We start from the raw sequence: 26,563 nt of genomic DNA on the forward strand, positions 1-26,563 counted from the left end.
AAAATAGAATGACTAATTTGTTAAAAAATGTTTTTTACTCAACACTTTGTTACTGAGGTTTCTTGAAGTCCAAATTAAATTTGGAATTGACTTCCCGTGAGACAACTAAATTTTGAAAGAATAATTTTTTGTCCGGTTTACAAAAAGAAATAGGGGTTGAAATTTTCTTATAAAAATGAGAATCGTAGAAAAAATCAGACGGATGAAGTCCTGGTTTAGTGAAAAGCAGAATAATAGGACCCAGTTATCTACCAGATTCTTGTGTTGAAATAATCAAGGGAAAAAAAATCTACCTCTTGTCTTCCCAAGGCATATAGACCACCTTTTTTGTCTGGAAAAAATCTTCCTTGAAGTAATCTTCCAAATGGTAGACTACATAAGACTTGTCAAGCGCTTCCATCTCTTCGTCTACATCTCCTCCTTTGAGATAGAGAATGCCGTTTTGGAACTCGTTAAAGTCTTCCTTTTTGATTTTCCCCTTGACCCAAGGATAAAAATTAACCATCTGTGTCACAGCACGGCTAATAACAAAGTCGTATTTCCGGACCAACTGTTCTGCCCGGGCCTGTTGGGCTTCTACGTTTGATAGCTTCAATTGTCTAGCCACATCCTTTACCACGGTAATTTTCTTTCCAATGGAATCCACCAAATGAAAATGAGTGTCTGGGAAAAGAATAGCCAGTGGTATTCCCGGAAATCCTCCTCCGGTACCGATGTCCAGCACTTTGGTGCCTGGCAGGAAAGCCATGACTTTGGCGATTCCAAGGGAATGCACTACATGATGGATATAAAACTGATCCATGTCTTTGCGACTGATCACATTTATTTTCGAATTCCAGTCTTCATAAAGCGCCTGCAGCCGCTCAAATTGTAGGATTTGAGTTTCGCTCAGATCTGGAAAGTAAGAAAGAATCAGCTGGGTACCTGGGTTCATCAGATGTGTTTTTCTTTGCCGGAGGCTATTTCAAAAAGCAATTCTCGGGATCTGTGAAGCTGTGCTTTTACAGTACCCAAAGGTTTCTCTAATTCCTGTGCGATTTCTTCATAGGAAAGCTCATCGAAATACCGGAGCTGAACCAGCTTTCGGTATTTGGCGGGAAGTTTATCTACAAAAATCCGGACCATATCAATCCGCTGAGAACGGATGAACTGATCCTGTGGATTGTTGTCATCATCTTCCACATCGATGTTTACCGAATTTCCACTGTCATCGGAGAGGGTGTTGTTCAAACTCATGGTTTTGAGTTTTTTCTTTCGGATGAAGTCAATCGTGTTGTTGGTGGCAATCCGGAATAGCCAGGTGCTGAAGGTATAGTCTTTTTTAAAACGCTCCAGATTCCTAAACGCTTTGGCAAAAGCCTCCATCGTCAGATCCTCTGCATCATCGGCATCACGGATCATTTTTAGAATCATGAAATAAACGGCCTTTTTATACCGCTTCATGAGCGTAGCATAGGCTTGCTGGTCTTTATCTTGCACAGCCCGATCGATGAGATCAAAATCCTCGAGTGCTTTATTCGAAAAACCGCGTTCGTTTATTTCCATTGGATGTCTTTTGCTTGGTAAGAAACAGATCCCAATACCCAAAAATATCCCAGGTACATGAAATCATTAATCAGGATGTTCATCGGTGACACAGATCCCTGAACTTTTTTGGAGGCAGATTTGAAAATCCATACCACCAGTGCAGATCGTACTAAGACAATACCCAAAACGATTGAAAATTGTTCCAATTGCTGCCCTAGTCCGAAATAAATTAACAATCCTATCGCTCCAATCCAAAATAATGCATGAGAAAGGGAGAATAGTCCAATTTTTCGTTTGTCTTCCCCTCGGTAATATTTACCGACATGCAGGTGACGTTTTTTCTGAATGAGGTATTCTCTCCAAGTTTCTTTCGGAATCGAAGTGGTAGTTGCTTCAGGGTCCAAAACCATTGCTGCGTTTTTGCCAGTAGCGTATTGGTTTACAAAAAGGTCGTCATCACCACCTTCCAAATGCCAGATACCTTTGAATGCCTTCACGTCCATAAAAAAGCTTTTCCGATAGCACAGATTTCTACCCACACCCATAAAAGGAGCCTTCCACAGACCAAAAGAGAAATAAAACAAAGCAGTCAATAAGGTCTCAAACTGAATCCACTTATTGAGAAGCGTGGATTTTGTCGTGTATCCCGAGAATCCAATGGCAAAGGTTTTTCCGTTTTCTCGTACTGGTTCGGTCATTTTTCGTATCCATTGGTCGGTCGTCGGCATACAGTCTGCATCTGTTAACAAGATGACGTCGCTTTTGGCTACTTTGATACCAAGGGTAACAGCAAATTTCTTTGCAGTGACATGACTAGGCGTGTATTTGATCGTGACGGAGCGAAGTTTGGGATAGATGGCCATCATCTCCTCCAGTAGTCGCTTGGTCCGATCTGTACTTCTGTCATTGACGATCATTACGTCAAATTTGGGGTAATCCTGCTCGAAAAGTTTGGGAATGAGGACCTTTAGGTTTTGGAATTCGTTATGAGCAGCCACAAGGACAGTCACCCCCTCTTCAGGGTGTTGGTTTTTCGAAGACTTGGTAAATGATTTGAACCAGGCTGTTCGTCCGAAAATCACCAGAAGGTAAACCAACTGAATGAGAATCCCGATGCCAAAGAAAAACCAGAGTAAAAAAAGGCCCATAGGTCGATTTTGCTGGGCAAATATAAAATCAATTTCAGCAACTCATTTAAGAATAAGTGGATATTTTTGCAGACTAAACGAGACAATTCGTAGCTAGGTGCTGCAGTCTCAGCAAGTAGGATATGAAGTTTACCTTAGGGAAAAAAGATTTACAGACCAAAGCGCGGACAGGAACTCTATTTACTGATCATGGGGAAATCCAAACCCCGATTTTTATGCCTGTAGGCACCGCAGCCACAGTCAAAGCTGTACATCAGCGAGAGCTCAAGGAAGATATCAAAGCGCAGATAATCCTTGGAAATACCTATCACTTGTATTTGCGTCCGGGTCTGGATGTATTAGAAAAGGCAGGCGGTCTCCATAAGTTTAACGGCTGGGATCGTCCCATACTTACCGACAGTGGAGGGTATCAGGTGTTTTCGCTTTCCGGTACCCGTAAAATCAAAGAAGAAGGGGTGACTTTCAAATCTCATATCGACGGATCCAAGCATGAGTTTACTCCGGAAAATGTCATGGACATCCAGCGAACTATCGGAGCCGACATCATCATGGCTTTCGACGAGTGTACTCCGTATCCCTGTGAATATGGATATGCCCGCAATTCCATGGAGATGACTCATCGTTGGTTGACTCGCTGCATCGAGCGGTTTGATTCCACCGAGGGAAAATATGGCTACAGTCAAACGTTTTTCCCGATAGTGCAGGGTTCGGTATATAAAGATCTGCGAAAGCAAAGTGCAGAATATATTGCCGCCCAAGGCAGAGAAGGCAATGCGATAGGAGGACTATCGGTCGGTGAACCTGCTGAAATGATGTATGAGATGACAGAATTGGTGACAGATATCCTGCCATCAGACAAGCCAAGGTACCTCATGGGAGTAGGTACTCCTGCCAATATTTTGGAATGCATTGCTTTAGGTGTCGACATGTTTGACTGCGTGATGCCCACGCGAAATGCCCGAAACGGAATGCTGTTCACTTCGGAAGGCATTATCAATATCCGTAACGAAAAATGGAAAGATGATTTTAGTCCCATCGATCCAGCGATTGGAAACTATGCGAGTACATTTTATTCCAAAGCCTATTTACGCCATTTGACAGTATCTAAAGAAATCCTTGCAGCACAGATCGCCAGCATTCATAATCTTGCATTTTATCTTTGGTTAGTGGGGCAGGCGAGAGAGCATATCCAAGCAGGGGATTTTGCCGTTTGGAAGGATCAGATGGTGAAAAAAGTTAGCGCAAGACTTTGAAATGAAGATTCTAGACAAGCTGATCATTAAGGAATTTTTGAAGACCTACTTTTTTGTAGTGGTCATGCTCGTTCTTATTGTGTTGGTTTTGGACTTCACCGAGAAGAATGATACCTATATTCGAAATGCTGTTCCGGCCGGAGAGATTCTCCGATATATGGGCAATTATGGTCTTTATCTGAACAATCTTCTGACGCCGATCACGGTCTTTATAGCGGTGATTTTCATCACATCTAAAATGGCCGGTCGGACTGAAATTATTGCAATTCTAAGTTCAGGAGTGAGTTTCGTCCGGATGCTCCGGCCTTTTTTGCTTGCTGCAGCGATGATAGGGGCGATCAGTTTTCTCCTCAATGGCTGGATATTGCCTATGGCAACAGCAGGTGTTACCAAATTCAAAATCACCTACCTCGATAAGGGAAGAGCATCCACGGATCCCAATATTCATATTCAAGTTGGTCCAAATAAACTGGCTTATTTGAGTCGCTTTTTTAAGACCGGAAATACAGGATATAATTTTACACTGGAGGAGATTCGGGACGGGCAATTGATTGCCAAACTATCCTCAGATCGTATAGAATGGGATACAGCCAAGAATGTCTGGACCCTGATCAATTGGCGCTTGAGAGAAATCAAGGAAGGAGGAGAAGATTACAGCGTTGGAGAAAAGCTGGACACGGTACTTTCTATTACGCCGGCGGATTTTGATCTTCCCGAAAATCACCACGAAACTTTAAAACTGCCAGAGCTTAGTCGTCAAATCAAGATCCTCGAAGAGCGTGGTGCAGACAATGTAAGCTTCTATAAGATCGAGCGATATGTTCGGTTTATGTCGCCTTTTGCTGCCTTTATTTTGACATTTATCGGGGTGATCATGTCAGCTAGGAAAACCCGTGGCGGATCTGGTTTTCAGATCGCTATGGGCTTTTTGTTAGCTTTCATTTACATTTTACTTTTTATTCTTTCCAGGACTTTTGCGGAGACGGGGTCACAATATCCCATTTTGTCTGTCTGGATGCCTAATATCATTTTTGGGCTCACAGGTCTGGTTTTGTATAAAACCGTTCCTCGGTAGATGTCATCCGGAACGTTTAAAGATTATTTACTCCTTCATTTCATCGTATTGATTTGGGGATTTACCGCCATACTGGGGCTATTGATTAGCTTGCCATCCTTAGAATTGGTTTTTTACCGGACTTTGATTGCTGCAATTGGAGTAGCCGCAGTCATGCTGATCCGAAAGAAACCCATGTTGGTACCCCTACCTGACCTGTTTAAGATTGCCGGAGTGGGGGTGTTGATTTCTCTTCATTGGATATTCTTTTTTTGGTCAGCCAGGCTTTCTACCGCTTCTGTATGTCTGGCAGGGATGGCTACTACTTCGCTGTGGACGGCATTTGTGGATCCGATGATCAATCGGACCAAAATCAAATGGTACGAAGTGGCTCTCGGCTTGCTGGTGATTTCCGGCTTGCTGGTGATTTTCCAGTTTGAGACCGGCTATTGGATTGGCTTGACGATGGCCTTGATTTCAGCATTTTTGGGAGCACTTTTTTCAGTCTTGAATGGAAGACTTACCCTTCGACATTCTCCCTTTCAGATTACCCTATATGAAATGGCGGCAGCGTGCTTTTTTGCTTTAGCATTTATGCCGGTTTATGCTGCATTTTTGACTGATGGGGCTCCGATCCAATGGACTTGGAAAGACTTGGACTGGCTTTGGTTGTTGATTTTGGGAGGAGTCTGTACAGTATATGCGTTTTCAGTATCTGTAGACCTGATGAAGCGTTTGCCCGTGTTTTCGATCAATCTGACGATTAACCTGGAGCCAGTTTACGGGATTGTACTTGCGGTTTTGATTTTTGGGGAAAAGGAAAAAATGACCCCGCAGTTTTACCTGGGTACCTTAATAATCCTCATATCCGTCCTAATTTACCCAGTGTTGAATTATTGGAATAAGCGGAGAAAAGCGGTGAGAACAATCAGTTGATGCGCATACATTGTAGTAATATCAGCCAAAGTAACTCCTGAAGTGCTCAATTCTTCGTTTGAAATTGCACCGATCTTTTCGATCAATCGGTCTTTGGTAATGGACCGAATATGAAAAACCATCAGTTCAGACTCAGGTTTTAGTTCATTCTCAGCTGTAGGTTTCAAAATCGGATTGCCCTGATAGTTTTTGATTTTGGAAGTAATTGGAGCAGTAATCACGACTTGGAGAAATTTGTTTATCAGATTACCGCTAAGAATGACCACTGGTTTTCTGCCTGCTTGCTCAGATCGTATCACTAGATTCAGGTCTTACATCCAAATTTCACCCTGCCTCATTTAGGTAGGTGTCCATTCCTTTTTCGGCTACAAGAAGGTTATCTTCATCCTACGCAGCCTGCCTATAGGATTTGACATCTTCAGCATGCTTTAGATGATCCAAGTAAAGATTCAAAGCATTCTCCATCGGCTTATTTTTAGGAAGAGAAAGCTTTTTCGCATAAGCAAGTCGCTGTGGGAGATCATCAGGTAGAGTACTAGTAAAGGTAGCCGTTGTCTTTTATAGATATAAATGGAAAATATAAAAGACCTTTGTAGTTTATAGTCCACTTATTATTAATGGTTTATAAAAATTTTTCAAACCTAAAATACCGATTTGGAAATTCTAAATCTGAAGGTTGCAGGTCAAATAACCCAAATACACTTGATCCCGAACCTGACATAGCTGAATAGAATGCGCCAGCTGAATACATCGTGGATTTAATCGCTTCGATTTCCGGGTGGTTTTTGAAAATGGTGGGTTCGAAGTCATTGACTAGTTCGATTTTCCAACGGCTTCGATCAGCCAGGATTTCTTCCAGCTTCACTTTAGGAGGAGCTGGTGATACGCCAGCGTAAGCTTCTTTGGTGCCGACATGGATTCCCGGATTGATCAGGACCAGGTAAGTTCCATTTAGTGAAAGATCAATGGGTTCAAGGATTTCACCTCTACCTCGAGCGATTTTAGGTGTATTTTCAATGAAAAAGGGGCAATCGCTTCCGAGCTGAGCGGCATATTCTTCCAAAAAGAAGTCATCCAGATGCAGATCAAAGAGGTTGTTCATCAATTTAAGTGCAAAAGCACCGTCAGCCGATCCTCCGCCTAAACCAGCACCCATTGGGATATTTTTATGCAAGTGAATGTTGAGGTTTGGAAGACCTGGGAAATCCTTTCTTAGGAGCTTTTCGGCTTTCAAAATTAAATTATCTTTTGAGTCGCCGGGGATATCCAGACCCGTGGAGTTCCAAGTTGGTTTTTTATCAAGGATCATTTCCAACGCATCAAAAAGCGGTATTGGAATCATGCATGTTTCGAGTTCATGGTATCCATCTTTTCGTTTGCTTGTGATATGAAGTCCTAGATTGATTTTGGCGTTTGGGAAGCTGATCATTGCTTTTGTGCTTTTGACAAAAATAATTGAATTTAGACGAGTTGCATTTTTTGGTTTTCATTGAGAAATCCCTAATGTTTTCCAAAAATTTTAAGTTTTTGATAGCTTATCATTTTTTTTCTTAAATAAAAGAGAATAATTTTTCATAAAATTTGAAATTACTTGAAATCGGAACAAAATTTCGATTAGTAGCCATTTATAGCCTGTATTTGAAAAATTGATTTTGTAAATCGGCTATAATTAGAATATAATTTGTAAAAAAAATATTTTCTCTAACATTAAAGTCTGTCAAAAACGATTTGCAAAGAATTAAATATTGTAAGTCTGGTGATTGGGTTTTAATATTGTCATGTGATTCGACCACGAACCATAAAACCTCGAACCTCAACATGTACCTATCGGTCTTCTTGCTAAGCTTTATTATTCTCATCGGATTTTCGAAGTGAGGCACTAGACTATTATAAAACAGCATATAAAATCTAAAGTGTCTCACTCAAATGGGACACTTTTTTATTTTTCATACCTATGACCCAAGACAACCTTAAGAAATATAGTTGGGAAATATCCGACAATGACGAGCATCCTGCAGGCAAAGCTATGTTGTATGCCACCGGCTTGAGCGATAAGAAAATGAAACAGCCCTTTGTAGGGATAGCGAGTTGCGGCTATGAGAGTAATCCCTGCAATATGCACTTGAATGACTTTGCCGGTCTGATCAAAAACTCCTCCCAGGAATATGATCTGACCGGTTTGGTTTTTAATACCATCGGGATCTCAGACGGGACTTCCATGGGGACTTTGGGGATGCGCTATTCGCTGGTTTCCAGAGAAATCATCGCTGACTCGATCGAGTCCTTTATCCTAGGGCACTCCTTTGATTCCTGCATTGCTGTCGCTGGATGCGACAAAAATATGCCGGGAGCGGTCATGGGAATGCTGCGAATCAATCGGCCTTCGATCATGGTCTATGGCGGGACCATTGCCTCTGGACTTTATAAAGGAGAAAAGCTCAACATTGTATCTGCCTTTGAAGCTTTTGGAAAAAAAATACAAGGTAATATCAGTGCAGAAGATTATGATGGAGTAATCCGAAATGCCTGTCCAGGTGCAGGTGCTTGTGGCGGAATGTACACCGCCAATACCATGTCTTCAGCCATTGAAGCAATGGGCATGTCCTTACCTTATTCTGCGTCCTTTCCTGCAAATTCACCAGAGAAACTCAGGGAATGTCGCGAAGTAAATAAGTACATGCGGATTCTTTTGGAAAAAGACATCAAGCCAAGCGATATTATCACACGCAAAAGTATTGAAAATGCGGTCCGGGTGGCCATTGCCGTTGGAGGCAGTACCAATGCTGTTTTACATATTTTGGCCATCGCCCGCACTGCAAAGGTTGACTTTTCCCTTCAGGATTTTAAAGCATTTAATGCGGTGACACCAATGATCGGAGACTTCAAACCTTCTGGCAAGTTTCTGATGGAAGATCTTCACGAACAGGGCGGCTTGCCTGCCTTTATGAAATATTTCTTGGAGGCAGGCTACCTACATGGTGACTGCATGACCGTGACAGGTAAGACTTTAGCTGAAAACTTGGAAAAAGTTCAGCCCATTATTCCTTCAAAAGTCAATGTAATCCACCCGATCGAATCACCGATCAAGGAGACAGGGCACCTTTGTATCCTATCAGGGAATCTCGCCCCGGAAGGCGCAGTGGCTAAAATTACCGGGAAAGAAGGACGCTTGTTTACTGGTCCTGCCAGAGTTTTTGATTCTGAACTTGACGCTAACAATGCGATTCGAGATCACAAAGTGAAAGCGGGGGATGTTGTCGTCATTCGAAATGTAGGCCCAAAAGGTGCACCTGGAATGCCGGAGATGCTCAAGCCGACTTCCATGATTATCGGAGCAGGACTTGGTGCCGATGTGGCCTTAATTACTGATGGTCGTTTTTCTGGAGGAACTCACGGCTTTGTGGTGGGGCACGTCACGCCAGAGGCATGGTGTGGTGGTCCGATAGGATTACTTCAGGATGATGACCTCATTACCATAGATACCGACAATCAAGCACTAACTGTGCAGGTGAGCGAAGACCAATTCGCTGAACGTAAGAAAAACTGGTCTCCCAAGTCCATCGAAGGGCTACAAGGGACTTTGAAAAAATACAATAAACTTGTGTCAACTGCGTCTGAAGGATGCGTTACCGATAAATTCTAATTCTATGAAGGATTCGATGATTAGAGGAGCAGACATTGTAGTAAGGTCACTCATTGCCGAAAATGCAGATATCATTTTTGGTTATCCAGGCGGAGCAATCATGCCCGTGTATGACGCCTTGTATGATTATCACGACCAAATCAGACATGTTTTGACTCGACATGAGCAAGGGGCCATTCATGCTGCACAAGGCTATGCTCGGGTCTCGGGCAAAGTAGGAGTTTGTATCGCAACATCAGGCCCAGGTGCGACCAATCTGATTACAGGTCTAGCCGATGCCCAGATCGACAGTACTCCTCTAGTTTGTATCACTGGTCAAGTGGCAGCACATTTGCTCGGTACGGATGCATTTCAGGAGACTGACGTAGTCGGCATATCTATGCCGGGGACTAAGTGGAATATTCAGGTCAGACGAGTAGAAGATATTGCACCTGCTATCGCTAAGGGTTTTTACATCGCCCGATCCGGAAGACCAGGGCCTGTTTTGATTGACATTACAAAAAATGCCCAAGTGGATTTTGGCGATTGGAATTATACCCCTTGCCTAGGCTTCAGATCATACAAAACTCACACGCCGATTGAACTATCCCAGATCAAACAAGCTGCAGATTTGATCAATTCCGCAGCGAGACCCTACCTTCTTTTTGGTCAGGGAGTTGTTTTGGGAAAGGCTGAAACTGAACTTAAGTTCTTTTTGGATAAATCCGGAATTCCTGCAGCATCCACACTTTTGGGCTCTGGGGCTTTGTCCGAGGATCATCCTAATTACGTCGGCAAGCTAGGCATGCATGGTAATTATGCCCCAAATCTCCTCACTAACCAATGTGATGTCCTGATCGCAGTGGGGATGCGTTTTGACGATCGGGTCACGGGTGATTTGAAACGCTATGCAAAACAGGCGAAAGTCATCCATCTCGAGCTCGACGCCGCTGAGGTGAATAAAAATGTAAAAGCTGAAGTAGCAGTATTGGGGGATTGTAAAGAAAGTCTTGCCATGCTCACCGAAGCCGTCCAAAGCAAAAAGCATGAAGATTGGATGGGTAAATTTAGAGAACTCGAGCGGGAAGAGGCCAATGCGGTAAAGCAGCATGATCTAACTCCTTCTAAGCTGGGTCTGACCATGGGTGAAGTTATTCATCAGATTAATCAATACAAAGCAGACGATGCAGTGTTGGTGACCGATGTGGGCCAGCACCAGATGATCGCCTGGAGGTATTTCAATTATAAGAAAACGAGGACTCAAGTGACTTCCGGTGGTTTGGGTACGATGGGATTTGCCTTGCCGGCAGCATTGGGGGCGCAATTACATGACTATTCCAGACAGGTGATTTGCGTAGTCGGAGATGGCGGTATTCAGATGACGATTCAGGAATTAGGCACGATTATGCAGACGAAAGCCCCTGTAAAAATTGTCCTTTTGAACAATAACTTCCTCGGAATGGTCCGGCAGTGGCAGCAAATGTTCTTTGACAGACGCTATTCTTTCACCGAACTGGATAATCCAGACTTCATCAAAATAGCCGAAGCCTATAACATTAGAGCTCAAAAAGTAACAGAGCGGACTGATCTGAAGGAAGCCATAGAGGATATGTTGATCCATGATGGACCTTTCTTCCTTGAAGTGGTGGTCGAGAAAGAAGACAACGTATTTCCAATGATTGCTACCGGATGCTCGGTGGAAGAAGTCAGACTCAGTTAATCCTTACATATGAAGCGATACACAATTTTCGTAATCACCGAGAATTTCATTGGAATTCTCAACCGGATCACCATCATTTTTACCCGAAGAGGAATCAATATTGATGCTTTGACCGCTTCCGAAAGTCGAATTCCAGGAATTCACCGGGTCACCATTGAAGTGACCGTAAATGAAGACACGGTCATTCAATTGGTCAATCAGATTGAAAAAATCATTGATGTGATCAAGGCTTTTTATCACGAAGATGAAGGAGTAGTATATCAGGAAATTGCCCTGTATAAGATTCCTGTATCACGACTTGATGGAGGTTTGGAAAAAGTAATTCGTCAGCACAATGCTAAAATCATCGCCGCAGAGCCTGATTTTGTAGTCCTCGAGCTGACTGGACACAAGGAGCAAACGCAGGAATTGTTGGAAATCCTCAAAGGATACGGGCTTCTGGAGTTTGCCAGATCAGGTAGAGTTGCTGTCGCCAAGCGAATGTTGACAATCGAATCCTTCATTAAATAAAATTTCAACCCAAGCATAATCAAACTATTAAATCAAATTATAATCATGAAATTAAAATTCGGCACAGTTGAAGAAAACGTAGTAACCAGAGATGAATTTCCTCTGGAGAAAGCCAGAGAAGTTCTCAAAAACGAAGTCATTGCAGTTTTGGGTTATGGCGTTCAAGGTCCTGGTCAGGCTTTAAACCTGAAGGACAATGGATTCAACGTGATAGTAGGTCAACGCAAAGGTTCCAAGACTTGGGACAAAGCTGTTTCAGACGGTTGGGTTCCTGGAGTGACACTTTTTGACTTGGAAGAAGCGTGTGAAAAGGGTACAATCCTGCAGTTTTTGCTTTCAGATGCTGGTCAGATTGCACTTTGGCCGACAGTTAAAAAACACCTAACTCCCGGCAAAGCACTCTATTTCTCCCACGGTTTTGGGATTACTTACAAAGAGAAAACAGGAATCATTCCGCCTGCAGATATAGATGTGATTTTGGTGGCACCGAAGGGTTCCGGTACCTCTTTGAGAAGAATGTTCGTCGAAGGTCGTGGCTTGAATTCTTCTTATGCGATCTACCAAGACGGAACAGGAAAAGCGAAAGATCGCGTAGTGGCTTTAGGTATTGGAGTAGGTTCAGGTTACTTGTTTGAGACGGATTTTTACCGGGAGGTGACATCTGATCTTACCGGTGAGAGAGGTACATTGATGGGAGCTATTCAGGGAATTTTTGCCGCTCAGTACGAAGTGTTGAGAGCTAATGGACATTCTCCATCTGAAGCGTTCAATGAAACCGTAGAAGAATTGACTCAATCCTTGATGCCACTAGTCGCTGAGAATGGGATGGATTGGATGTATGCCAACTGCTCCACAACCGCTCAGAGAGGTGCATTGGACTGGTGGAAGCCGTTCCGTGATGCGACCAAGCCAGTGTTTGAAGCGCTTTACGATTCAGTAAAAACAGGAAAAGAAGCGCAAAAATCAATTGATTCCAATTCCAAAGCTGATTACAGAGAAAAGCTTGAAGCAGAATTGAAAGAATTGAGAGAGTCTGAGATGTGGCAGGCTGGAGCAGTCGTCCGTCAGTTGAGACCAGAAAATAATTAAAACCCAAACCCAGAAGATTATGAGTGACAAGCTGTGGATTTTTGATACAACCCTGCGCGACGGGGAGCAAGTACCCGGGTGTCAGTTGAATACCCAGGAAAAGATTGTGGTGGCTAAAGCTTTGGAGGCTTTAGGAGTAGATATTATCGAGGCAGGTTTTCCGATATCTAGCCCGGGTGATTTCAATTCCGTGCAGGAAATTTCCAAAGCAGTTTCCAATCCGATCATCTGTGCGCTCTCCAGGGCGGTAGAAAAAGATATTGACGTAGCTGCTCAATCACTCAAGTTTGCAAAAAGAGGGCGAATTCATACAGGAATCGGCGTATCTCCATACCATATCCAGTTCAAACTCCGCTCGACTCCCGAGGATATCATCGCGAGGGGAGTCGCTGCTGTCAAATATGCCAAGCGATTCGTGGAGGATGTGGAGTTTTATGCAGAGGATGCTGGCCGCTCGGAGCCTGATTTTCTCTGCAAAATCATTGAAGAAGTAATCAAAGCCGGTGCGACCGTTGTCAACATTCCTGATACGACAGGTTATTGTCTTCCCGAACAATACGGGGCAATCATTGCCAATCTTAAAAACAATGTTCCAAACATTGATCGGGCGATCATTGCTACCCATTGTCACAACGATTTGGGAATGGCTACTGCCAATACTATCGCTGGAGTGCAACACGGAGCTAGGCAAGTAGAAGTTACCATCAACGGGATCGGTGAACGCGCAGGAAACACCTCCATGGAGGAAGTGGTCATGGCTATCAAATGTCATAAATCAATTCCTGTTTACACGGATATCGTGACTCCGAAAATCTATCAAACCAGTCGACTCGTGTCGAAACTGATGAATATGCCTGTTCAGCCCAACAAGGCGATTGTAGGCAGAAATGCTTTTGCACATTCTTCAGGTATCCATCAGGATGGGGTGCTGAAGCATCGTGAAAATTACGAAATCATCGATCCAAAAGAGGTCGGCGTAGACGAATCCACGATTGTATTGACTGCAAGATCTGGTAGAGCTGCACTTAAGCATCATTTGGATGCTTTGGGTGTAGAGTTGGAGGGTGAGGAGCTTCGAGAAGTATACGAAGCGTTCTTGATCTTGGCTGACAGCAAGCGAGATATCGGCCGCAAAGATTTACTTGGTCTGGTTGGTAAATTCATGGAGGAATCCAATTTTATCGAACTGGAAAAGGTGAACTACTCTTCCAATGGACAAATCAATGCTCAGGTGACGCTCAAAATAGGTTCTGAATCACACCAAGCTACTTCCTCCGGTGTAGGACCAGTTGATGCGGTTTTAAAGGCAATCGAGAAAATTGCAAAGCCGCAAGTCGACCTTGAGGAGTTTTTGATCCAAGCGATCACACATGGTAGTGATGATGTGGCCAAAGTTCACATGAGATTAATCAAAGGAGAAAAACCCTATTACGGCTTTGCCTCCAACGCCGACATCGTATTAGCTTCAGCTCAAGCTTTTGTCGACGCATTAAATAAAATTCCGGTCAAAGAATATGCGACAGCATAAGTATGGAAAAGACAACATTATTTGATAAAATTTGGGATTCGCACGTAGTCAAATCCGTGCCAGCAGGTCCTGACGTATTCTTCATCGATAAGCATTTTATCCATGAAGTCACCTCTCCAGTAGCTTTCCTCAATCTGGAGAAGCGCGGCATTGGTGTGAAATATCCTGATCGGACGATTGCTACTCCAGATCACAATGTACCCACAGTGGATCAAGATCAGACGATCAAGGATAAGCTTTCCAGAATGCAGGTGGAGCGCCTGCGGGAGAACTGCGCCAAACACGGCATTGAACTCCATGATCTAGGCTCTGCCCACCACGGTATAGTTCACGTGATCGGTCCAGAATTGGGAATTACACAGCCGGGAATGACTATTGTCTGTGGAGATTCACATACTTCCACTCACGGAGCCTTTGGGGCGATCGCATTCGGAATCGGAACTTCTGAAGTGGAGATGGTTCTTGCGACACAGTGCATCATGCAGTCTAAGGCCAAGAAAATGAGGATTTCTGTCAATGGAACTCTTGGTGCCGGAGTGACTTCCAAGGATATCATCCTATACATCATCTCTAAAATTTCAGCGGCGGGAGCCACTGGGTATTTTGTAGAATATGCAGGTTCAGCTATTCAAAGTCTATCGATGGAAGCTCGAATGACCATTTGCAACATGTCCATCGAGATGGGTGCCCGTGGTGGATTGATTGCTCCTGATGAGACCACATTCAATTACCTGAAAGGAAAACAATATGCCCCAAAAGGTGACGATTGGGATAAGGCAGTGGCTTATTGGAAAACACTAAAAACCGACGAGGGAGCTGTATTTGACCAAGAGTTGGTTTTCGAAGCAGAAGATATCGAGCCAATGATCACCTATGGAACAAATCCCGGTATGGGAATCAAGGTGATTGGAAATATCCCAACTACTGAAGGAATGGAAGGCTCAAACAAAACTTCCTACCTGAAATCTTTGGAGTACATGGGATTTGCGCCAGGTGAACCAGTCAAAGGAAAGCTCGTGGACTATGTGTTCGTGGGATCTTGCACCAACGGACGAATCGAAGATATTCGTTCCGTTGCTCAGTTTGTAAAAGGTCACAAAAAAGCGGATAACATCACGGCTTGGATTGTACCCGGATCCAAAGAAGTGGAGAAAATGGCAAACGAAGAGGGCTTGGTGAAAATTCTGGAAGAAGCTGGTTTCGTCCTTCGTCAACCGGGTTGTTCAGCATGTTTGGCTATGAATGACGACAAGATTCCTTCAGGAAAATATGCCGTTTCGACGTCAAACAGAAACTTCGAGGGTCGCCAAGGTCCAGGTGCACGCACCATGCTCGCCTCCCCATTGACTGTGGCTGCAGTTGCTATCACTGGCCGGATCACTGATCCACGGGAAGTATTTTCCAATTAAGTCTCTTAGTTATTAAGTTATTGGTTAAAAGTTATTTGTGTTTGGGGTCAAAGCCACTTTCGCACATTCAAGTCACCAATAACTAATAACAAATAACTACTCTACCAAAAATTATGGCTTACGATAAATTTACCGTCCTCCGAAGTACCGCGGTTCCATTACCGACTGAAAATGTGGACACTGATCAAATCATCCCTGCACGATTCCTGAAGGCAACCGAGCGTGAAGGTTTTGGAGACAACTTATTCCGTGATTGGCGATACGATGTTGAGGGCAATCCCAAAAAGGATTTTGTTCTGAATGACCCTACCTTCTCCGGAAAGATTCTGGTGGCAGGAAAGAATTTCGGTTCGGGTTCCAGTCGTGAGCATGCCGTTTGGGCAATTTACGATTATGGATTTCGCTGTGTAGTGTCCAGCTTTTTTGCAGATATCTTCAAAAACAACTGCTTGAATATCGGCGTGCTTCCTGTGACCATTTCAGCGGAATTTGCAAATAAGCTTTTTGAAGCAATACAAGCAGAGCCAAAGACCGAAATCGAAATAAACCTTCCTGAGCAAAAAATCACCCTACTTTCTACAGGCGAGTTTGAGTCCTTTGACATCAACGAATACAAGAAAGACAACATGCAGAATGGATTCGACGACATCGACTATTTGCTGAATATGTCTTCCGAAATTGACGCATTTGCAGCGTCCAGATAAGAAAATAATGGAGGCAAATAGAAGTCATACAGCTCAACCCTCCAAGGGTTTCAAACCCATGGAGGGTTTGAATGGGCGGCGTATTGAAATCATGGATACCACGCTGAGGGATGGAGAACAGACCTCGGGAGTTTCTTTTTTGCCTTCTGAAAAGCTCCAAATTGCAAAATTACTGCTTGAGGAATTGAAAGTCGACCGGATCGAAGTCGCTTCTGCCCGAGTATCTGACGGGGAACTCGAGGGCGTCCAAAAAATAACTTCGTGGGCGGCTCAAAAAGGGTATCTCGATCGGGTGGAGGTGCTTGGCTTTGTCGACACACCAGTATCTGTCAATTGGATTATGGAAGCTGGCGCAAAAGTGCTGAATCTATTGACCAAAGGCTCTCTAAATCACTTGGTTCACCAGCTGAAAAAAACGCCGGAGCAGCATTTTGAGGAGATTGCTTACAGTATTTCCTATGCGGATAAAAATGACATTTCGGTCAATGTATATCTTGAAGATTGGTCCAATGGAATGCGCAATTCTCCGGAATACACCCTCAATTTGATCGAATTTCTGACTAAGCAACCAGTGAAGCGAATCATGCTTCCAGATACCTTGGGGTTACTTTCTCCAGATGAAGTTCGGGATTTCTTTGATTTGATTGTAGGTAAGTTTCCTGAAACGCACTTTGATTTCCATGCACACAATGACTACGATCTTTCTGTAGCCAATGTCATGGAAGGAATTCTCCATGGTGCATCCGGTATTCACACCACCGTGAATGGTCTTGGCGAACGTGCTGGAAATGCGCCCTTGGAATCAGTGATCGCTGTGATCAAAGACTTCACTGACTTCGAAATTGGTGTGCAGGAGCAGAAGATTTTCCGCGTATCCAAGTTGGTGGAGCAGTTTTCCGGTCAGCATATCCCTGCCAATAAGCCAGTGGTCGGCGAAAATGTCTTTACCCAAACGGCAGGAATTCACGCAGACGGCGACAATAAGAAAAACCTCTATTTCAATGATTTGCTTCCTGAGCGATTTGGACGTCAACGGAAATATGCGTTGGGAAAAACCTCAGGCAAAGCCAACATCCTGAAAAATCTTGAAGAACTGGGGATTTCCCTAGAAAAAGAAGAGCTCACTCGGGTGACGCAGCGAATCATTGAGTTGGGAGATAAAAAGGAGCGGGTGACCACAGAAGATTTGCCATACATCATTTCCGATGTGTTGCAAAACAACTCGATTTCCAAAAATATCAGCATCGAAGGGTATCACATGACCCATTCCAAGGGGTTGAAACCATCCGTTCAGCTTCGATTAAACGTGTATGGTAAGTCGTACGATGCCACCGCCACAGGAGATGGACAGTACGATTCCTTCATGAAAGCAGTAAAAAAGATCTATAAATCCCTCAAAAAAGAGCTGCCAAAGCTAATCGATTACCACGTATCCATCCCTCCCGGAGGAAAAACCGACGCTTTTGTGGAGACGGTGATCACTTGGGATTATGGAAAAATATTCAAAACCAAAGGGCTCGACCCGGACCAAACGGTGGCAGCGATGATGGCTACCGAAAAAATGTTAAACATCGTCGAATCATTCAATACAAACCCAGAAAAAGAATCCGCAAACTATGGAAATGAATATCGCGCTGTTGCCGGGTGACGGCATCGGCCCTGAAGTAATTGCTCAGGCAGTGAAAATAGTCAATGCAATTGGGCAAAAATTCGGTCATAAAATAAGCTTTAAAGAGGGACTTGTAGGTGCATGCGCCATTGATGCTACAGGTGATCCTTATCCTGATGCTACACATGAGATTTGCGCCGCTTCTGATGCTGTACTCTTTGGTGCGATCGGAGATCCGAAATATGACAATGACCCGAAAGCAAAGGTCAGACCTGAGCAAGGATTGCTTCGGATGCGTCAGAAATTAGGGCTTTTTGCCAATGTAAGACCGACTTTTACCTTTCCTTCCTTGGTTCATAAATCTCCATTGAAACTGGATCGCGTGGATGGAGTGGATTTGGTTTTCTTCCGGGAATTGACCGGAGGGATCTATTTCGGAGAACCAAGAGGCAGAAATGAGCAAGGCACCAAGGCATTTGATACCAATGTGTACAGCAAAGAGGAGATTGTTCGTTTGGCTAGAATGGGTTTTGAGGCTGCGCAAAAAAGAAGAAAACTTTTGACCTGTGTAGACAAAGCCAACGTGATGGCCACCTCCAGACTTTGGAGAGAAACGGTTCAGGAACTAGCTCCTGAATATCCGGATGTAAAAGTGGAATACGAGTTCGTAGACGCCGTTGCGATGCGACTGATCCAATGGCCAAAAGCTTATGATGTTTTGATCACCGAAAACCTCTTCGGCGACATCTTAACCGACGAAGCTTCCGTGATTTCCGGTTCGATGGGTTTGATGCCTTCCGCATCCTTGGGTTCCAAAGTGAAGCTATTCGAGCCGATTCATGGTTCCTATCCTCAAGCAGCTGGAAAAGACATCGCAAACCCGCTGGGAACAGTGCTTTCTGCTGCGATGATGTTTGATTATGCATTTGATTTGGCGGAAGAAGCGAAAGCTATCAGTGACGTGGTAAACCTTTCGCTAGCTGAAGGCTATGTGACCGAAGATATCGCTGATGGCGGAAAAGCCTACAAAACTTCTGAAGTAGGAGACTGGTTGGCAGCGAAGATTTTGGGATGAGTTTTTCCCATTAAAATGAAGAAACCACCTCAGGAATGGGGTGGTTTTTTAGTTTAATCTTTCGTTTCTGATTTTCACCAAGTCGACTACTTTGATTCCAAAAGCCTTAGCATAGTCGGAAAGTCTGGAATCTCCGGTAATCAAAAAATCACACTCTTTACTTATTTCTAAAACTACTGAATCTGTTAGTCCTAATTCAAAAAATGCATTGGAGTCCATAATTATTTTAGACTCAAGAAATTTTTCTGTAGACTTCGCTATCAATTCTCTTAGTATTTGGTAATAGGCCCAGCGATGCCCTTTTTGGAAGTTATTCAGCAAGTTGGCAACTTCTGTAAGAACATTCGGAGTTGTTACAACTTTCCCCAAGTCACCGATCAGAAGTGCCAAATTCTCAAAATCAATCGATTCAAAAATGGAAGTCCGCTTATGCGATGAGATAAGTGACTTGTCAATAAGCCCAACTATCAAAAGTATCAGCGCATTGGTATCCACAAAAATCATCCTACCTCTGAAAACATGTAAATCCCCAGCACTTCTTTATTTTCATCGATTTTTAGACGTTTGTAAACTCTCTCAACCGGGAAAGAAAAAGTTATTGGAGTAATTCCAACAGGTTTATTTTTGTTTGCAACTAGAAATGAGATTACCACTTCCCAAATCTTTTGATCTTTTTTGAATTCAACCTGCTCTAGTCTAAAGTCAGGATCAGGTAGACTAACTATTTCGGATAGCACACTTTTAGATGCCTCAAATACCTCTTTTAATGAAAGTTCCATAACTGATTTTTTTCAAATTTAATGAATAACCTTAATCCCTCGCCGGATTGATCATGATATGTGCGCGATGAGTTCCCGGATCCATGATCCAAGGTAAACCCGGTCCAGCTGGTTTTAGTGGCAAGCCTGTACTTTCCGCGGTTGCCCAAGGAATGTAGACGACAGAGCGAGTATAGGTGTTTTTGGCATCCCCAGTAGTCCAATTCACGTCTTTTTCTTCAGCAGTCAAGGCATTGAGTAGGCTTCCCTGATCGGGAAGTTTGAGTTTGCCAGCTTTGGATTCAGCTTCACGGGTAGTGAATATTTCCTGAGCGGTTTTTCCCTCTTTTCTAAGTGTCCAACCGCGCTCCATAAAAGGCTGTGCACTAATGTGGTAACTGGAAACAGAAAGTCCCTCACGTGTAGGATCGTCTCCCAAACAAACGGTCTGATTGGTTCCTTTTCGAAGTAAAGTCCCGTCAAAAGCATAGACAGTAGCATCAGAACGCTGGTCCTCGGGAGCTGCTAGGAGGGCCATTTTAATCTGAATCTCTTTGGAAGGTCCAGTCTGGGAAAGCACAGGCAGCCAAGCTACCATCAACATCAGGAAGAAGGGAAGTTTCATAGGTATTTGGATTTAACGCTTAGGGAAAGTACAAAAAGATGAAACCTCCTCCAAAAAAGGGAGTAAAGCAAGAACCTGATAATCAACTCATCCTCCACATATTTACTTAATTAAGCTCAAGAATCAGGGCAAAATCATCCTCATAGACAACTTTTCGTGGTAATTCAATTCCATGATAATCCAGACGGTCAAGGGCCGTGGCTACGATATCGTTGAGATGTAGGAGCTGATCAGGTTTGGTGACCAGCAGATAATCTGCGTAGAGTTTGGGCTGCTGTAGCGCATGCTGAAAGTCCGGGCTGAAGTGACCCTCCCAAGTCCAGTCTGCGGGAAGTTGGGAAAGCTCAGGGTAGAAGATTGCATCATCGCTCAAGATCCTTCCTTTGCCTTTTTCTTTGAAAAAAGCTTGAATTTGGCGAATTGAGGCAGCTCTGGAAGTTTCACCGGGTTGTTGAATTACCTGTAGTGCCAGACGCTCTTTTTGAGATACAGTTTGGTTGAAGTAGAAGATTTCCAATAAAATCCCCAGAAATGGAATAAGGTAAGCTAAAAATCGAGTGGTAGGCAAAGTCTTGGATTGAGTGGGATGGAAGAAAACAGCCAAACTTACACCAGTCATCATGGATAGTAGGTTTAAGTGTAAATTCTGAACCTTGTCTGCCGCAGTCTCAGAAATCACATAAAGCAACGCAAGTACCACAACAGCAGCTGCGGATTTCCCTCGCGTAGCATCCAAAATCAAGAATACACTTAAGGCCGAAACAAGTCCGATTAAAATCAGGTATCGCAAACTACCTTCGGATATTGCCCGCCAGACCATGAAATCATCCTGAACTAGCGGGAATCTTCCAGAATAGCTATTCCATACGTCAGCTAGGCTAGTCTCAAAGTAAAAAAATCCACCTCCGAAGACCCGATTAAGAATCAGAAAGACAAAGATCCCCATCAGAGGGATAAAGCATACTAAGAAAATAGAAGAAAAGAAACCGGTGAAGAATTTTCTCCGCTGTGATTCATTGCGGAAAATAGCAGAAGCCTTGGCAAAGAAATTTCCGCTGATCCCTTTGGCTTTGCCGAATCCCACAAAAAAGAAGATTGGGATCAACATGAGCAATAATTTCAGGAAACCTCTATCCAGCAAAAGGAAAGTTCCTAAAAGCAAACTTAGAAAGGTCAGATGAAAGACCGAATACGATCGGATGTATCTCAGAACTAAGCTGAAAAACGAAAAATAAAACACCAAATACAAAGCCAAGCTTCCTCCACTGATTCCTGCAAAAAGTAAAACCGGGCTTAACAGAACATAGATTCCCAGCATCTTTTGTTTCTGGTCACCCAGCCAGCTTTTTCGGATCAAAACTGCACTCAGCCCCCCCATCAGTAGTGCATTGATCAGATAGCTAGGCTGGATTACTTGGACAAACGAAAAAGCATACGAACCCAAAAACAACAAGGCAGGCTCCGTAAAGTAAAACGTCCGGAAAAAACTCAGGTCATAGCGGGTGAGATTTTGAATTTTATACTGAATAAAGTAGGCTTCCAAATCTATGAACCCCCGACTTTGGATCCACAAAGAAGCCAACAAATACAGCGTCGAGAGAATAAGCCAACCCAGAAGGGTGAGAAGCGTGTTCTTTTTCATCCTGCAGACGATTTAGTGGATTTGGTCAACCCATGATTGGTTTTTTCCCAGTAAAATGGTTTGGTTATCAATTGGATCAGTCCCTTGTAAGCAGAGATGGAATGCATCAGCCAGTAGAGTGGATTGATCAGCGCATAGAGGATCAGCGTGTAGGATCTCCTTCGGAAAACCGCAATCATATTCACATAGATCATCATCAGATTGCCGATAGCAAAGTTGAAAATCGCAACCACGATCAGCCAATCAGGGAAAAAGACGGAAATCGCATCCAAAATCGGCTTGCTCACCGGCTGATCTGACCAAAAGACCAGCGTATCCAAGAGTCCCGAATGCAAAAACAAAATAAAAAGTAAAAACAATAGCAGGATTGGATAGACCAAAAACGTAAAGAAAGTGCCTCCAATAAAAAACTGAAATCCAAAGAACCCTTTGAGCCCAATACTTTGGAACAACTTCACCGGATGTCGCATGTGTACCAAATAGGTCTGCATGTAGCCTTTGATCCAGCGGGAGCGCTGCCGGATCCAGTTGAAGAAGTCGTTGTTTGCCTCCTCCAACGTAGTGGAGTCCAGCACGGTCACTTTATAGGACTTGGCATAGGCTCGGAGTCCCAGATCTGCATCTTCTGTCACATTAAACCCGTCCCATCCGCCCAGCTCCATAAGCTTGTCAAATCTAAAGTGATTGCTCGTTCCACCTAGTGGAATAGGTACATCAAGGTTATCCAAGCCAGGAAGCATATAATCAAACCAGTACGAATACTCTAGTGTGAAAAGTCGGGTTAGGAGGTTTTCTTTTTTGTTGAAATAGTTGAGTGCGCACTGGATGACCACATAGTCATCGGAGATTTTGTTGAAAAGGGAGTGGACGAGCTTTAGCTGATTGTTGTCCGGGATGTCTTCGGCATCGTAGATCGTCAGGTACTTGCCCTTGCTGAAGTACAGGCCATAGTTGCAGGCCTTGGGTTTGGTCTTTGGCTGGGCATAAGGCACGACCACCGGCTCAAAAATGCAAGGAAAATTCATCTCCTTCACCGCATTGTACGTCATGCTGTCGTCCGATTCGATGAGCAGTTTGATGTCCAATTTTTCAAGTGGATAATCCAGATTTTTCAGGTTCCATACCAACTTGTGAATGACCTCGGATTCTTTGAATACGGGAAGCAAAATTGTGTAAAAAGGCAGCTCCTCATCCCGAATTGACTCGAGCTCGGACTTACTGATTTTTTTGGTTGTCTCCATCCGAGATCCATAGAGAGTCAGTAAAAATTTAAAAGTGATCGAGAAAAACAGCAGCCCATTTAGGATGAGATTGATGACGATGGCGGTATTGACCGGAAAAAAGAAAAAGAATCCCAAACCTGCTATCAGTACGGCTCCGATGACTATTAATTGGCTTTTCGTGAAAGTTTCGATAGCACAGCTTTCCCGATCCTGATCGTAAATGTTAAAAACAGCTTTGTCAAGGTAGTCTAGCCCATAAGTGGTATGCAATGCCTTCAACACGTCCAGATCTTCTGCGACATGGTACCGATCTACCCGCTGACCCAGGAGTGCTTCGATCTGGTTGATGTTGATGCTGTCTGAGGGGTCGGAGAGTACAACCTCAAGGTAATCCTCCCGCTGGACCAAAGGGAAAATCAATGCGTCAAGGAAAGTATGAAGCTTTTCTTGGACCACTGATGCTTTTGGGATTGGACTCAACGAAGTGAATTCAAATTGAAACAGAGAAATCCCCTCGCTTACCAAGGATTCTTTCCACTTTCTCCGGCTGAGATATCCATAGTTTAGGGCAATCCGTAGAAAGCTTTTTTCCAGTTTCTTTTCCAGCCTTTCGATGGACTCAATGGAGGAAGAGTTGAGACCGGCTTTTTCCACAAAGAGGGACTTTCGAAAATATTCTTTAGTCTCCATTAGCGCAGCTTGATTACCGAAAACACCTGAAATCCGCTTCCGATTCCGGAGTTGCGGTTGAATATATCATGAAATAGTCCACCGTACAGTGCCAAATCCGGAGTAAACTCATAGCCCAGATTCATAGCCGCTTTGACCATGCTGAAGTCAGAGACTAGCTGAAGGTTGCCTTCGAAGAACTCACTGTTTTCACTAGTGGAGAAAATACAATCCAACTCTCCAAGAGCGACCCATTTGCCCCCAAAGCGGATCCCCTCAGAAGCATAAATCCTGAGCTGCAGGGGATCGTCCGGGAAAAAATATCGAACTCCTGTTTCCAGTTTGTGAAAGTTATTGCTCGAGCCAAGCCAGGGTGCATTGCCATATAGCATAATCCGGGCTTCCATTCCAAATCGGTCGTAACCCGTGAAGGGGACTTTGTCATTGGTATAGACCGGAAAAAAAGCTGTCAATGAGCCAAGCAGGTAGTTGTTTTTGAGTTGGGTGAGGTGCACACGGGCTCCTAGTTCCAATTCACCCCAGTCCGTATTTTTCTGATTTTGGTTGTCATCCCGATACCGGTTGAAAAAGAGCGGTACAGTACCAAAAAGATTGACCTTGTAATTTTTAATTGGCATACTGAAATAAAGCCTTGGATTTGCGTTGCTGAATTTTCCTTGGTCTGAAAAATCAATCTTGTCACCTGATCGGTCCCGATAGGCCGTTGCTTTGTAGCTGCTTAGAAATGGAGAAAGCAAAAATTCTCCCTTATCCTGTTGCCAAGGATTTTGAGCTAGACCGGGTAGGGCACCGCACAGGAAAATTAGGATCAGGAATAAAATGTTACGTCCGAGCATCTTCGATTTTCTTTTTAGCAGTTTGAGATTTTTGATAGACATAGAGCAGAAGAACCACGATCAGAATCAGCAAAAAAGCACTCAGGTAGAGCCGATAGCCCATCCAGAAGCTTTCAAAACTTTCCCGGTTTTCGACCCTTTGGGATTTCAGCTCCTTCAACCTGATGTCAAAGTAGTAGTAGTGCGATGCATCTGCCACCAAGATATTACCCATATCGGTGACATAATAGTCTTCGATGCCATCAATGGCTTCTACAAGAGGTCGCCCATCCTGAAGATCATTGGAGATCAAAAGAACATGCTGACCGTCTCGTGCAAACAGCTCCATCCAAGTTAATGGTGTCTGCGGGTGATTTTTCAGAAACAGTCCGATTTCATCTGATTTATGAGACAATCCCTCGGGGGAATACGCTATTTTTTTTAGGTTTTTGAATACCTCCTCGTATTGTTCGGGGCTTTGGGTGAGTAGAATCAGATGGGTATCACCCATGGGCAATTCCTCAGGACCATTGATCCGGGTCATTTTTGGAAAGTATAGCGGATATTCTTTTTGCGGACGCTGATTGAGGATGTCGAGAAGGTTGCCTAAGGCCTCAAGTTCAGCTAGCCTGAGGGTGAAGTCATAGCGGATTTCCAAAGGCTTTCCTTCCATGTTTTTGGGGAACGAGGAAAAAAGAAGTGGAAACTCTGATCGATATTCAGGGGAAATTAGGGTGTTTTCCAGATCGATCTCCAAGTCAAAGTCCTTGCTTCCAGGTCCTGAGAAATCTGCCGGCAGGAGCTCGAAGGTAAAATAAGAACCCGGAGCCAGTACAATTGGCGGTATCTCAAAAAGTTCGTCTACACCATTGTTTGCAGTCAGTTGAAAGGTCCGGAGTAGGTTGTTGTTGAGATAGAAATTCAAAAACCTGCGGTTGCCTTTGGGAATGGAACTGTGACTTGCCCTAAAATGGACGCTGAGAGACTTGAGTTTGGCTTTCGAAAGGTAAGTTGGGATATTGACTGAGTGTACCTGAAGTTTTTCTCCAATTAAATGAAGATCGGGGAAGTTCATGTAAGCAAGACTGTAAGTGTCTAGCCAATCGTAAGCATAGACGGTCGCTGATCCAGCAGTCGGCATACTGGGCAAACCAAGAACACGATATAATGCCTGAAAGTCTGGATTTTCGGTTGTTTCAAGATAGAGCTTTCGGACAGGTTTTATTTCTCCGGAATCCAAGTCAACTGGATGATTCAAAATCGACAATCTAGATGCAGATGGAGATAATCCCGCTAAGATCATACTATCCAAATCATTCTTTGGTCCAATTACCAATACTTCTGAAATGGGATTGCTTTGATCCTCAGCTAGTCCCCTCAAGGAGATCGCTTTTCCAAATTTTCTTTTCATACCGAGCTGGAGACCGATCAGTTCGGCAGGATATCGCTCGACCCAACTTTCGGGAACAGCGATTCTTGTAATTTCAGGCAGAAGCTCCTCTGGCAAAGGCAAGGAGTTTATTGCTAAGGAATCCTTTTGGTTTTTAGGACTTTGAGGGTGGAGATTAGCCAATGCGGTGGAGCATAACCCGAGCAGCAAGAAAGGTAGCGCAAATCGGATCATGG

General features: G+C 43.8%; 24 protein-coding genes. 12 read left to right on the top strand and 12 right to left on the bottom strand.

Annotated features, from left to right (window positions below; translation table 11 throughout):
- Positions 1-289: 289 nt before the first annotated feature.
- From rsmG to DK188_RS15220, 3 genes are read right to left on the bottom strand one after another with little or no spacing between them, the layout of a single operon-like run.
- Positions 290-934, bottom strand: a complete 645-nt coding sequence (gene rsmG / locus DK188_RS15210; RefSeq protein ID WP_111671690.1) for a 16S rRNA (guanine(527)-N(7))-methyltransferase RsmG — start codon at positions 932-934, stop codon at positions 290-292.
- Positions 934-1,545 (bottom strand): RNA polymerase sigma factor, encoded by a 612-nt coding sequence (locus DK188_RS15215; RefSeq protein ID WP_111671691.1) that lies wholly within the window; start codon positions 1,543-1,545, stop codon positions 934-936. The genes rsmG and DK188_RS15215 overlap by 1 nt, the downstream gene beginning before the upstream one ends.
- Positions 1,536-2,675 carry a glycosyltransferase gene (locus tag DK188_RS15220; RefSeq protein WP_111671692.1) on the bottom strand — a complete coding sequence of 380 codons (1,140 nt, stop codon included), beginning with the start codon at positions 2,673-2,675 and terminating at the stop codon, positions 1,536-1,538. The genes DK188_RS15215 and DK188_RS15220 overlap by 10 nt, the downstream gene beginning before the upstream one ends.
- Positions 2,676-2,797: 122 nt before the next feature.
- Between DK188_RS15220 and tgt the strand changes: the two genes are divergently transcribed.
- Genes tgt through DK188_RS15235 form a run of 3 tightly spaced genes read left to right on the top strand, consistent with a single transcriptional unit; the run spans position 2,798 to position 5,918 of the window.
- Positions 2,798-3,928, top strand: coding sequence for a tRNA guanosine(34) transglycosylase Tgt (gene tgt / locus DK188_RS15225; RefSeq protein WP_111671693.1), 1,131 nt, complete (start codon positions 2,798-2,800; stop codon positions 3,926-3,928).
- A 1-nt stretch (position 3,929) separates the two neighbouring features.
- Positions 3,930-5,003, top strand: coding sequence for an LptF/LptG family permease (locus DK188_RS15230; protein WP_111671694.1), 1,074 nt, complete (start codon positions 3,930-3,932; stop codon positions 5,001-5,003).
- Positions 5,004-5,918 carry a DMT family transporter gene (locus DK188_RS15235; protein ID WP_111671695.1) on the top strand — a complete coding sequence of 305 codons (915 nt, stop codon included), beginning with the start codon at positions 5,004-5,006 and terminating at the stop codon, positions 5,916-5,918.
- Here the strand turns inward: DK188_RS15235 and DK188_RS15240 are convergent.
- Together DK188_RS15240 and ispE are read right to left on the bottom strand one after the other, a co-directional pair.
- Positions 5,876-6,217 carry a type II toxin-antitoxin system PemK/MazF family toxin gene (locus tag DK188_RS15240; protein WP_232825748.1) on the bottom strand — a complete coding sequence of 114 codons (342 nt, stop codon included), beginning with the start codon at positions 6,215-6,217 and terminating at the stop codon, positions 5,876-5,878. The genes DK188_RS15235 and DK188_RS15240 overlap by 43 nt on opposite strands.
- 323 nt (positions 6,218-6,540) lie before the next feature.
- Positions 6,541-7,347 carry a 4-(cytidine 5'-diphospho)-2-C-methyl-D-erythritol kinase gene (gene ispE, locus DK188_RS15245; protein ID WP_111671696.1) on the bottom strand — a complete coding sequence of 269 codons (807 nt, stop codon included), beginning with the start codon at positions 7,345-7,347 and terminating at the stop codon, positions 6,541-6,543.
- A 525-nt stretch (positions 7,348-7,872) separates the two neighbouring features.
- Here ispE and ilvD point away from each other — a divergent pair.
- The 9 genes from ilvD (at position 7,873) to leuB (ending at position 19,184) form a co-directional block, all read left to right on the top strand.
- Positions 7,873-9,561 carry a dihydroxy-acid dehydratase gene (ilvD, locus tag DK188_RS15255; protein ID WP_111671698.1) on the top strand — a complete coding sequence of 563 codons (1,689 nt, stop codon included), beginning with the start codon at positions 7,873-7,875 and terminating at the stop codon, positions 9,559-9,561.
- 4 nt (positions 9,562-9,565) lie between these two features.
- On the top strand, positions 9,566-11,260 hold the full coding sequence (ilvB, locus tag DK188_RS15260) for a biosynthetic-type acetolactate synthase large subunit (protein ID WP_232825749.1): 1,695 nt from the start codon (positions 9,566-9,568) through the stop codon (positions 11,258-11,260).
- Between the two features lie 9 nt (positions 11,261-11,269).
- Positions 11,270-11,770 carry an acetolactate synthase small subunit gene (gene ilvN, locus DK188_RS15265; RefSeq protein ID WP_111671699.1) on the top strand — a complete coding sequence of 167 codons (501 nt, stop codon included), beginning with the start codon at positions 11,270-11,272 and terminating at the stop codon, positions 11,768-11,770.
- Positions 11,771-11,815: 45 nt separating this feature from the next.
- Entirely contained in the window at positions 11,816-12,859 is a 1,044-nt protein-coding gene (gene ilvC / locus DK188_RS15270; protein WP_111671700.1) for a ketol-acid reductoisomerase, read from the top strand.
- Between the two features lie 19 nt (positions 12,860-12,878).
- On the top strand, positions 12,879-14,387 hold the full coding sequence (locus tag DK188_RS15275; protein WP_111671701.1) for a 2-isopropylmalate synthase: 1,509 nt from the start codon (positions 12,879-12,881) through the stop codon (positions 14,385-14,387).
- 2 nt (positions 14,388-14,389) lie between these two features.
- Positions 14,390-15,796, top strand: a complete 1,407-nt coding sequence (gene leuC / locus DK188_RS15280; protein WP_111671702.1) for a 3-isopropylmalate dehydratase large subunit — start codon at positions 14,390-14,392, stop codon at positions 15,794-15,796.
- 113 nt (positions 15,797-15,909) lie between these two features.
- Positions 15,910-16,500 (top strand): 3-isopropylmalate dehydratase small subunit, encoded by a 591-nt coding sequence (leuD, locus tag DK188_RS15285; protein WP_111671703.1) that lies wholly within the window; start codon positions 15,910-15,912, stop codon positions 16,498-16,500.
- Positions 16,501-16,558: 58 nt separating this feature from the next.
- Positions 16,559-18,148, top strand: a complete 1,590-nt coding sequence (locus DK188_RS15290) for an alpha-isopropylmalate synthase regulatory domain-containing protein (protein ID WP_111671736.1) — start codon at positions 16,559-16,561, stop codon at positions 18,146-18,148.
- Entirely contained in the window at positions 18,117-19,184 is a 1,068-nt protein-coding gene (gene leuB, locus DK188_RS15295) for a 3-isopropylmalate dehydrogenase (protein WP_111671735.1), read from the top strand. The genes DK188_RS15290 and leuB overlap by 32 nt, the downstream gene beginning before the upstream one ends.
- A gap of 48 nt (positions 19,185-19,232) precedes the next feature.
- On the opposite strand, the gene DK188_RS15300 is transcribed toward leuB, so the two are convergent.
- The 7 genes from DK188_RS15300 to DK188_RS15330 all read right to left on the bottom strand — a co-directional run bounded on the left by DK188_RS15300 (position 19,233) and on the right by DK188_RS15330 (position 26,561).
- Complete coding sequence (locus DK188_RS15300) at positions 19,233-19,688, bottom strand: PIN domain-containing protein (protein WP_111671704.1); 456 nt, start codon at positions 19,686-19,688, stop codon at positions 19,233-19,235.
- Complete coding sequence (locus tag DK188_RS15305) at positions 19,685-19,963, bottom strand: hypothetical protein (RefSeq protein ID WP_111671705.1); 279 nt, start codon at positions 19,961-19,963, stop codon at positions 19,685-19,687. The genes DK188_RS15300 and DK188_RS15305 overlap by 4 nt, the downstream gene beginning before the upstream one ends.
- A 31-nt stretch (positions 19,964-19,994) precedes the next feature.
- Positions 19,995-20,567 (bottom strand): hypothetical protein, encoded by a 573-nt coding sequence (locus DK188_RS15310; protein ID WP_111671706.1) that lies wholly within the window; start codon positions 20,565-20,567, stop codon positions 19,995-19,997.
- Positions 20,568-20,673: 106 nt separating this feature from the next.
- A complete protein-coding gene (locus DK188_RS15315; protein WP_111671707.1) occupies positions 20,674-22,209 on the bottom strand; it encodes a hypothetical protein in 1,536 nt (511 codons plus the stop codon).
- The gene (locus DK188_RS15320; RefSeq protein WP_111671708.1) at positions 22,206-24,122 is read right to left on the bottom strand and encodes a glycosyltransferase family 2 protein; all 1,917 of its coding nucleotides are present in this window, start codon (positions 24,120-24,122) and stop codon (positions 22,206-22,208) included. The genes DK188_RS15315 and DK188_RS15320 overlap by 4 nt, the downstream gene beginning before the upstream one ends.
- On the bottom strand, positions 24,122-24,958 hold the full coding sequence (locus DK188_RS15325; protein WP_157963249.1) for a hypothetical protein: 837 nt from the start codon (positions 24,956-24,958) through the stop codon (positions 24,122-24,124). Before DK188_RS15325 ends, DK188_RS15320 begins: the two co-directional genes overlap by 1 nt.
- The gene (locus DK188_RS15330; protein ID WP_111671710.1) at positions 24,945-26,561 is read right to left on the bottom strand and encodes a hypothetical protein; all 1,617 of its coding nucleotides are present in this window, start codon (positions 26,559-26,561) and stop codon (positions 24,945-24,947) included. Before DK188_RS15330 ends, DK188_RS15325 begins: the two co-directional genes overlap by 14 nt.
- Positions 26,562-26,563: the final 2 nt, after the last annotated feature.

The sequence above is a fragment of the Algoriphagus litoralis genome (assembly GCF_003259255.1).
Taxonomy (GTDB): Bacteria; Bacteroidota; Bacteroidia; order Cytophagales; family Cyclobacteriaceae; genus Algoriphagus; species Algoriphagus litoralis.

Excerpts from the sequence above, each read along its gene's own strand:
- leuC (WP_111671702.1), top strand. The coding sequence starts at position 14,390 with ATGGAAAAGACAACATTATTTGATAAAATTTGGGATTCGCACGTAGTC.
- DK188_RS15305 (WP_111671705.1), bottom strand. The coding sequence starts at position 19,963 with ATGGAACTTTCATTAAAAGAGGTATTTGAGGCATCTAAAAGTGTGCTA.
- DK188_RS15220 (WP_111671692.1), bottom strand. The coding sequence starts at position 2,675 with ATGGGCCTTTTTTTACTCTGGTTTTTCTTTGGCATCGGGATTCTCATT.
- DK188_RS15215 (WP_111671691.1), bottom strand. The coding sequence starts at position 1,545 with ATGGAAATAAACGAACGCGGTTTTTCGAATAAAGCACTCGAGGATTTT.
- DK188_RS15315 (WP_111671707.1), bottom strand. The coding sequence starts at position 22,209 with ATGAAAAAGAACACGCTTCTCACCCTTCTGGGTTGGCTTATTCTCTCG.
- DK188_RS15310 (WP_111671706.1), bottom strand. The coding sequence starts at position 20,567 with ATGAAACTTCCCTTCTTCCTGATGTTGATGGTAGCTTGGCTGCCTGTG.
- rsmG (WP_111671690.1), bottom strand. The coding sequence starts at position 934 with ATGAACCCAGGTACCCAGCTGATTCTTTCTTACTTTCCAGATCTGAGC.
- leuB (WP_111671735.1), top strand. The coding sequence starts at position 18,117 with ATGGAAATGAATATCGCGCTGTTGCCGGGTGACGGCATCGGCCCTGAA.
- ilvN (WP_111671699.1), top strand. The coding sequence starts at position 11,270 with ATGAAGCGATACACAATTTTCGTAATCACCGAGAATTTCATTGGAATT.
- DK188_RS15320 (WP_111671708.1), bottom strand. The coding sequence starts at position 24,122 with ATGGAGACTAAAGAATATTTTCGAAAGTCCCTCTTTGTGGAAAAAGCC.
- ispE (WP_111671696.1), bottom strand. The coding sequence starts at position 7,347 with ATGATCAGCTTCCCAAACGCCAAAATCAATCTAGGACTTCATATCACA.
- DK188_RS15235 (WP_111671695.1), top strand. The coding sequence starts at position 5,004 with ATGTCATCCGGAACGTTTAAAGATTATTTACTCCTTCATTTCATCGTA.
- DK188_RS15325 (WP_157963249.1), bottom strand. The coding sequence starts at position 24,958 with ATGCTCGGACGTAACATTTTATTCCTGATCCTAATTTTCCTGTGCGGT.
- DK188_RS15230 (WP_111671694.1), top strand. The coding sequence starts at position 3,930 with ATGAAGATTCTAGACAAGCTGATCATTAAGGAATTTTTGAAGACCTAC.
- DK188_RS15275 (WP_111671701.1), top strand. The coding sequence starts at position 12,879 with ATGAGTGACAAGCTGTGGATTTTTGATACAACCCTGCGCGACGGGGAG.
- ilvD (WP_111671698.1), top strand. The coding sequence starts at position 7,873 with ATGACCCAAGACAACCTTAAGAAATATAGTTGGGAAATATCCGACAAT.
- ilvC (WP_111671700.1), top strand. The coding sequence starts at position 11,816 with ATGAAATTAAAATTCGGCACAGTTGAAGAAAACGTAGTAACCAGAGAT.
- tgt (WP_111671693.1), top strand. The coding sequence starts at position 2,798 with ATGAAGTTTACCTTAGGGAAAAAAGATTTACAGACCAAAGCGCGGACA.
- DK188_RS15290 (WP_111671736.1), top strand. The coding sequence starts at position 16,559 with ATGGAGGGTTTGAATGGGCGGCGTATTGAAATCATGGATACCACGCTG.
- DK188_RS15300 (WP_111671704.1), bottom strand. The coding sequence starts at position 19,688 with ATGATTTTTGTGGATACCAATGCGCTGATACTTTTGATAGTTGGGCTT.
- ilvB (WP_232825749.1), top strand. The coding sequence starts at position 9,566 with ATGAAGGATTCGATGATTAGAGGAGCAGACATTGTAGTAAGGTCACTC.
- leuD (WP_111671703.1), top strand. The coding sequence starts at position 15,910 with ATGGCTTACGATAAATTTACCGTCCTCCGAAGTACCGCGGTTCCATTA.
- DK188_RS15330 (WP_111671710.1), bottom strand. The coding sequence starts at position 26,561 with ATGATCCGATTTGCGCTACCTTTCTTGCTGCTCGGGTTATGCTCCACC.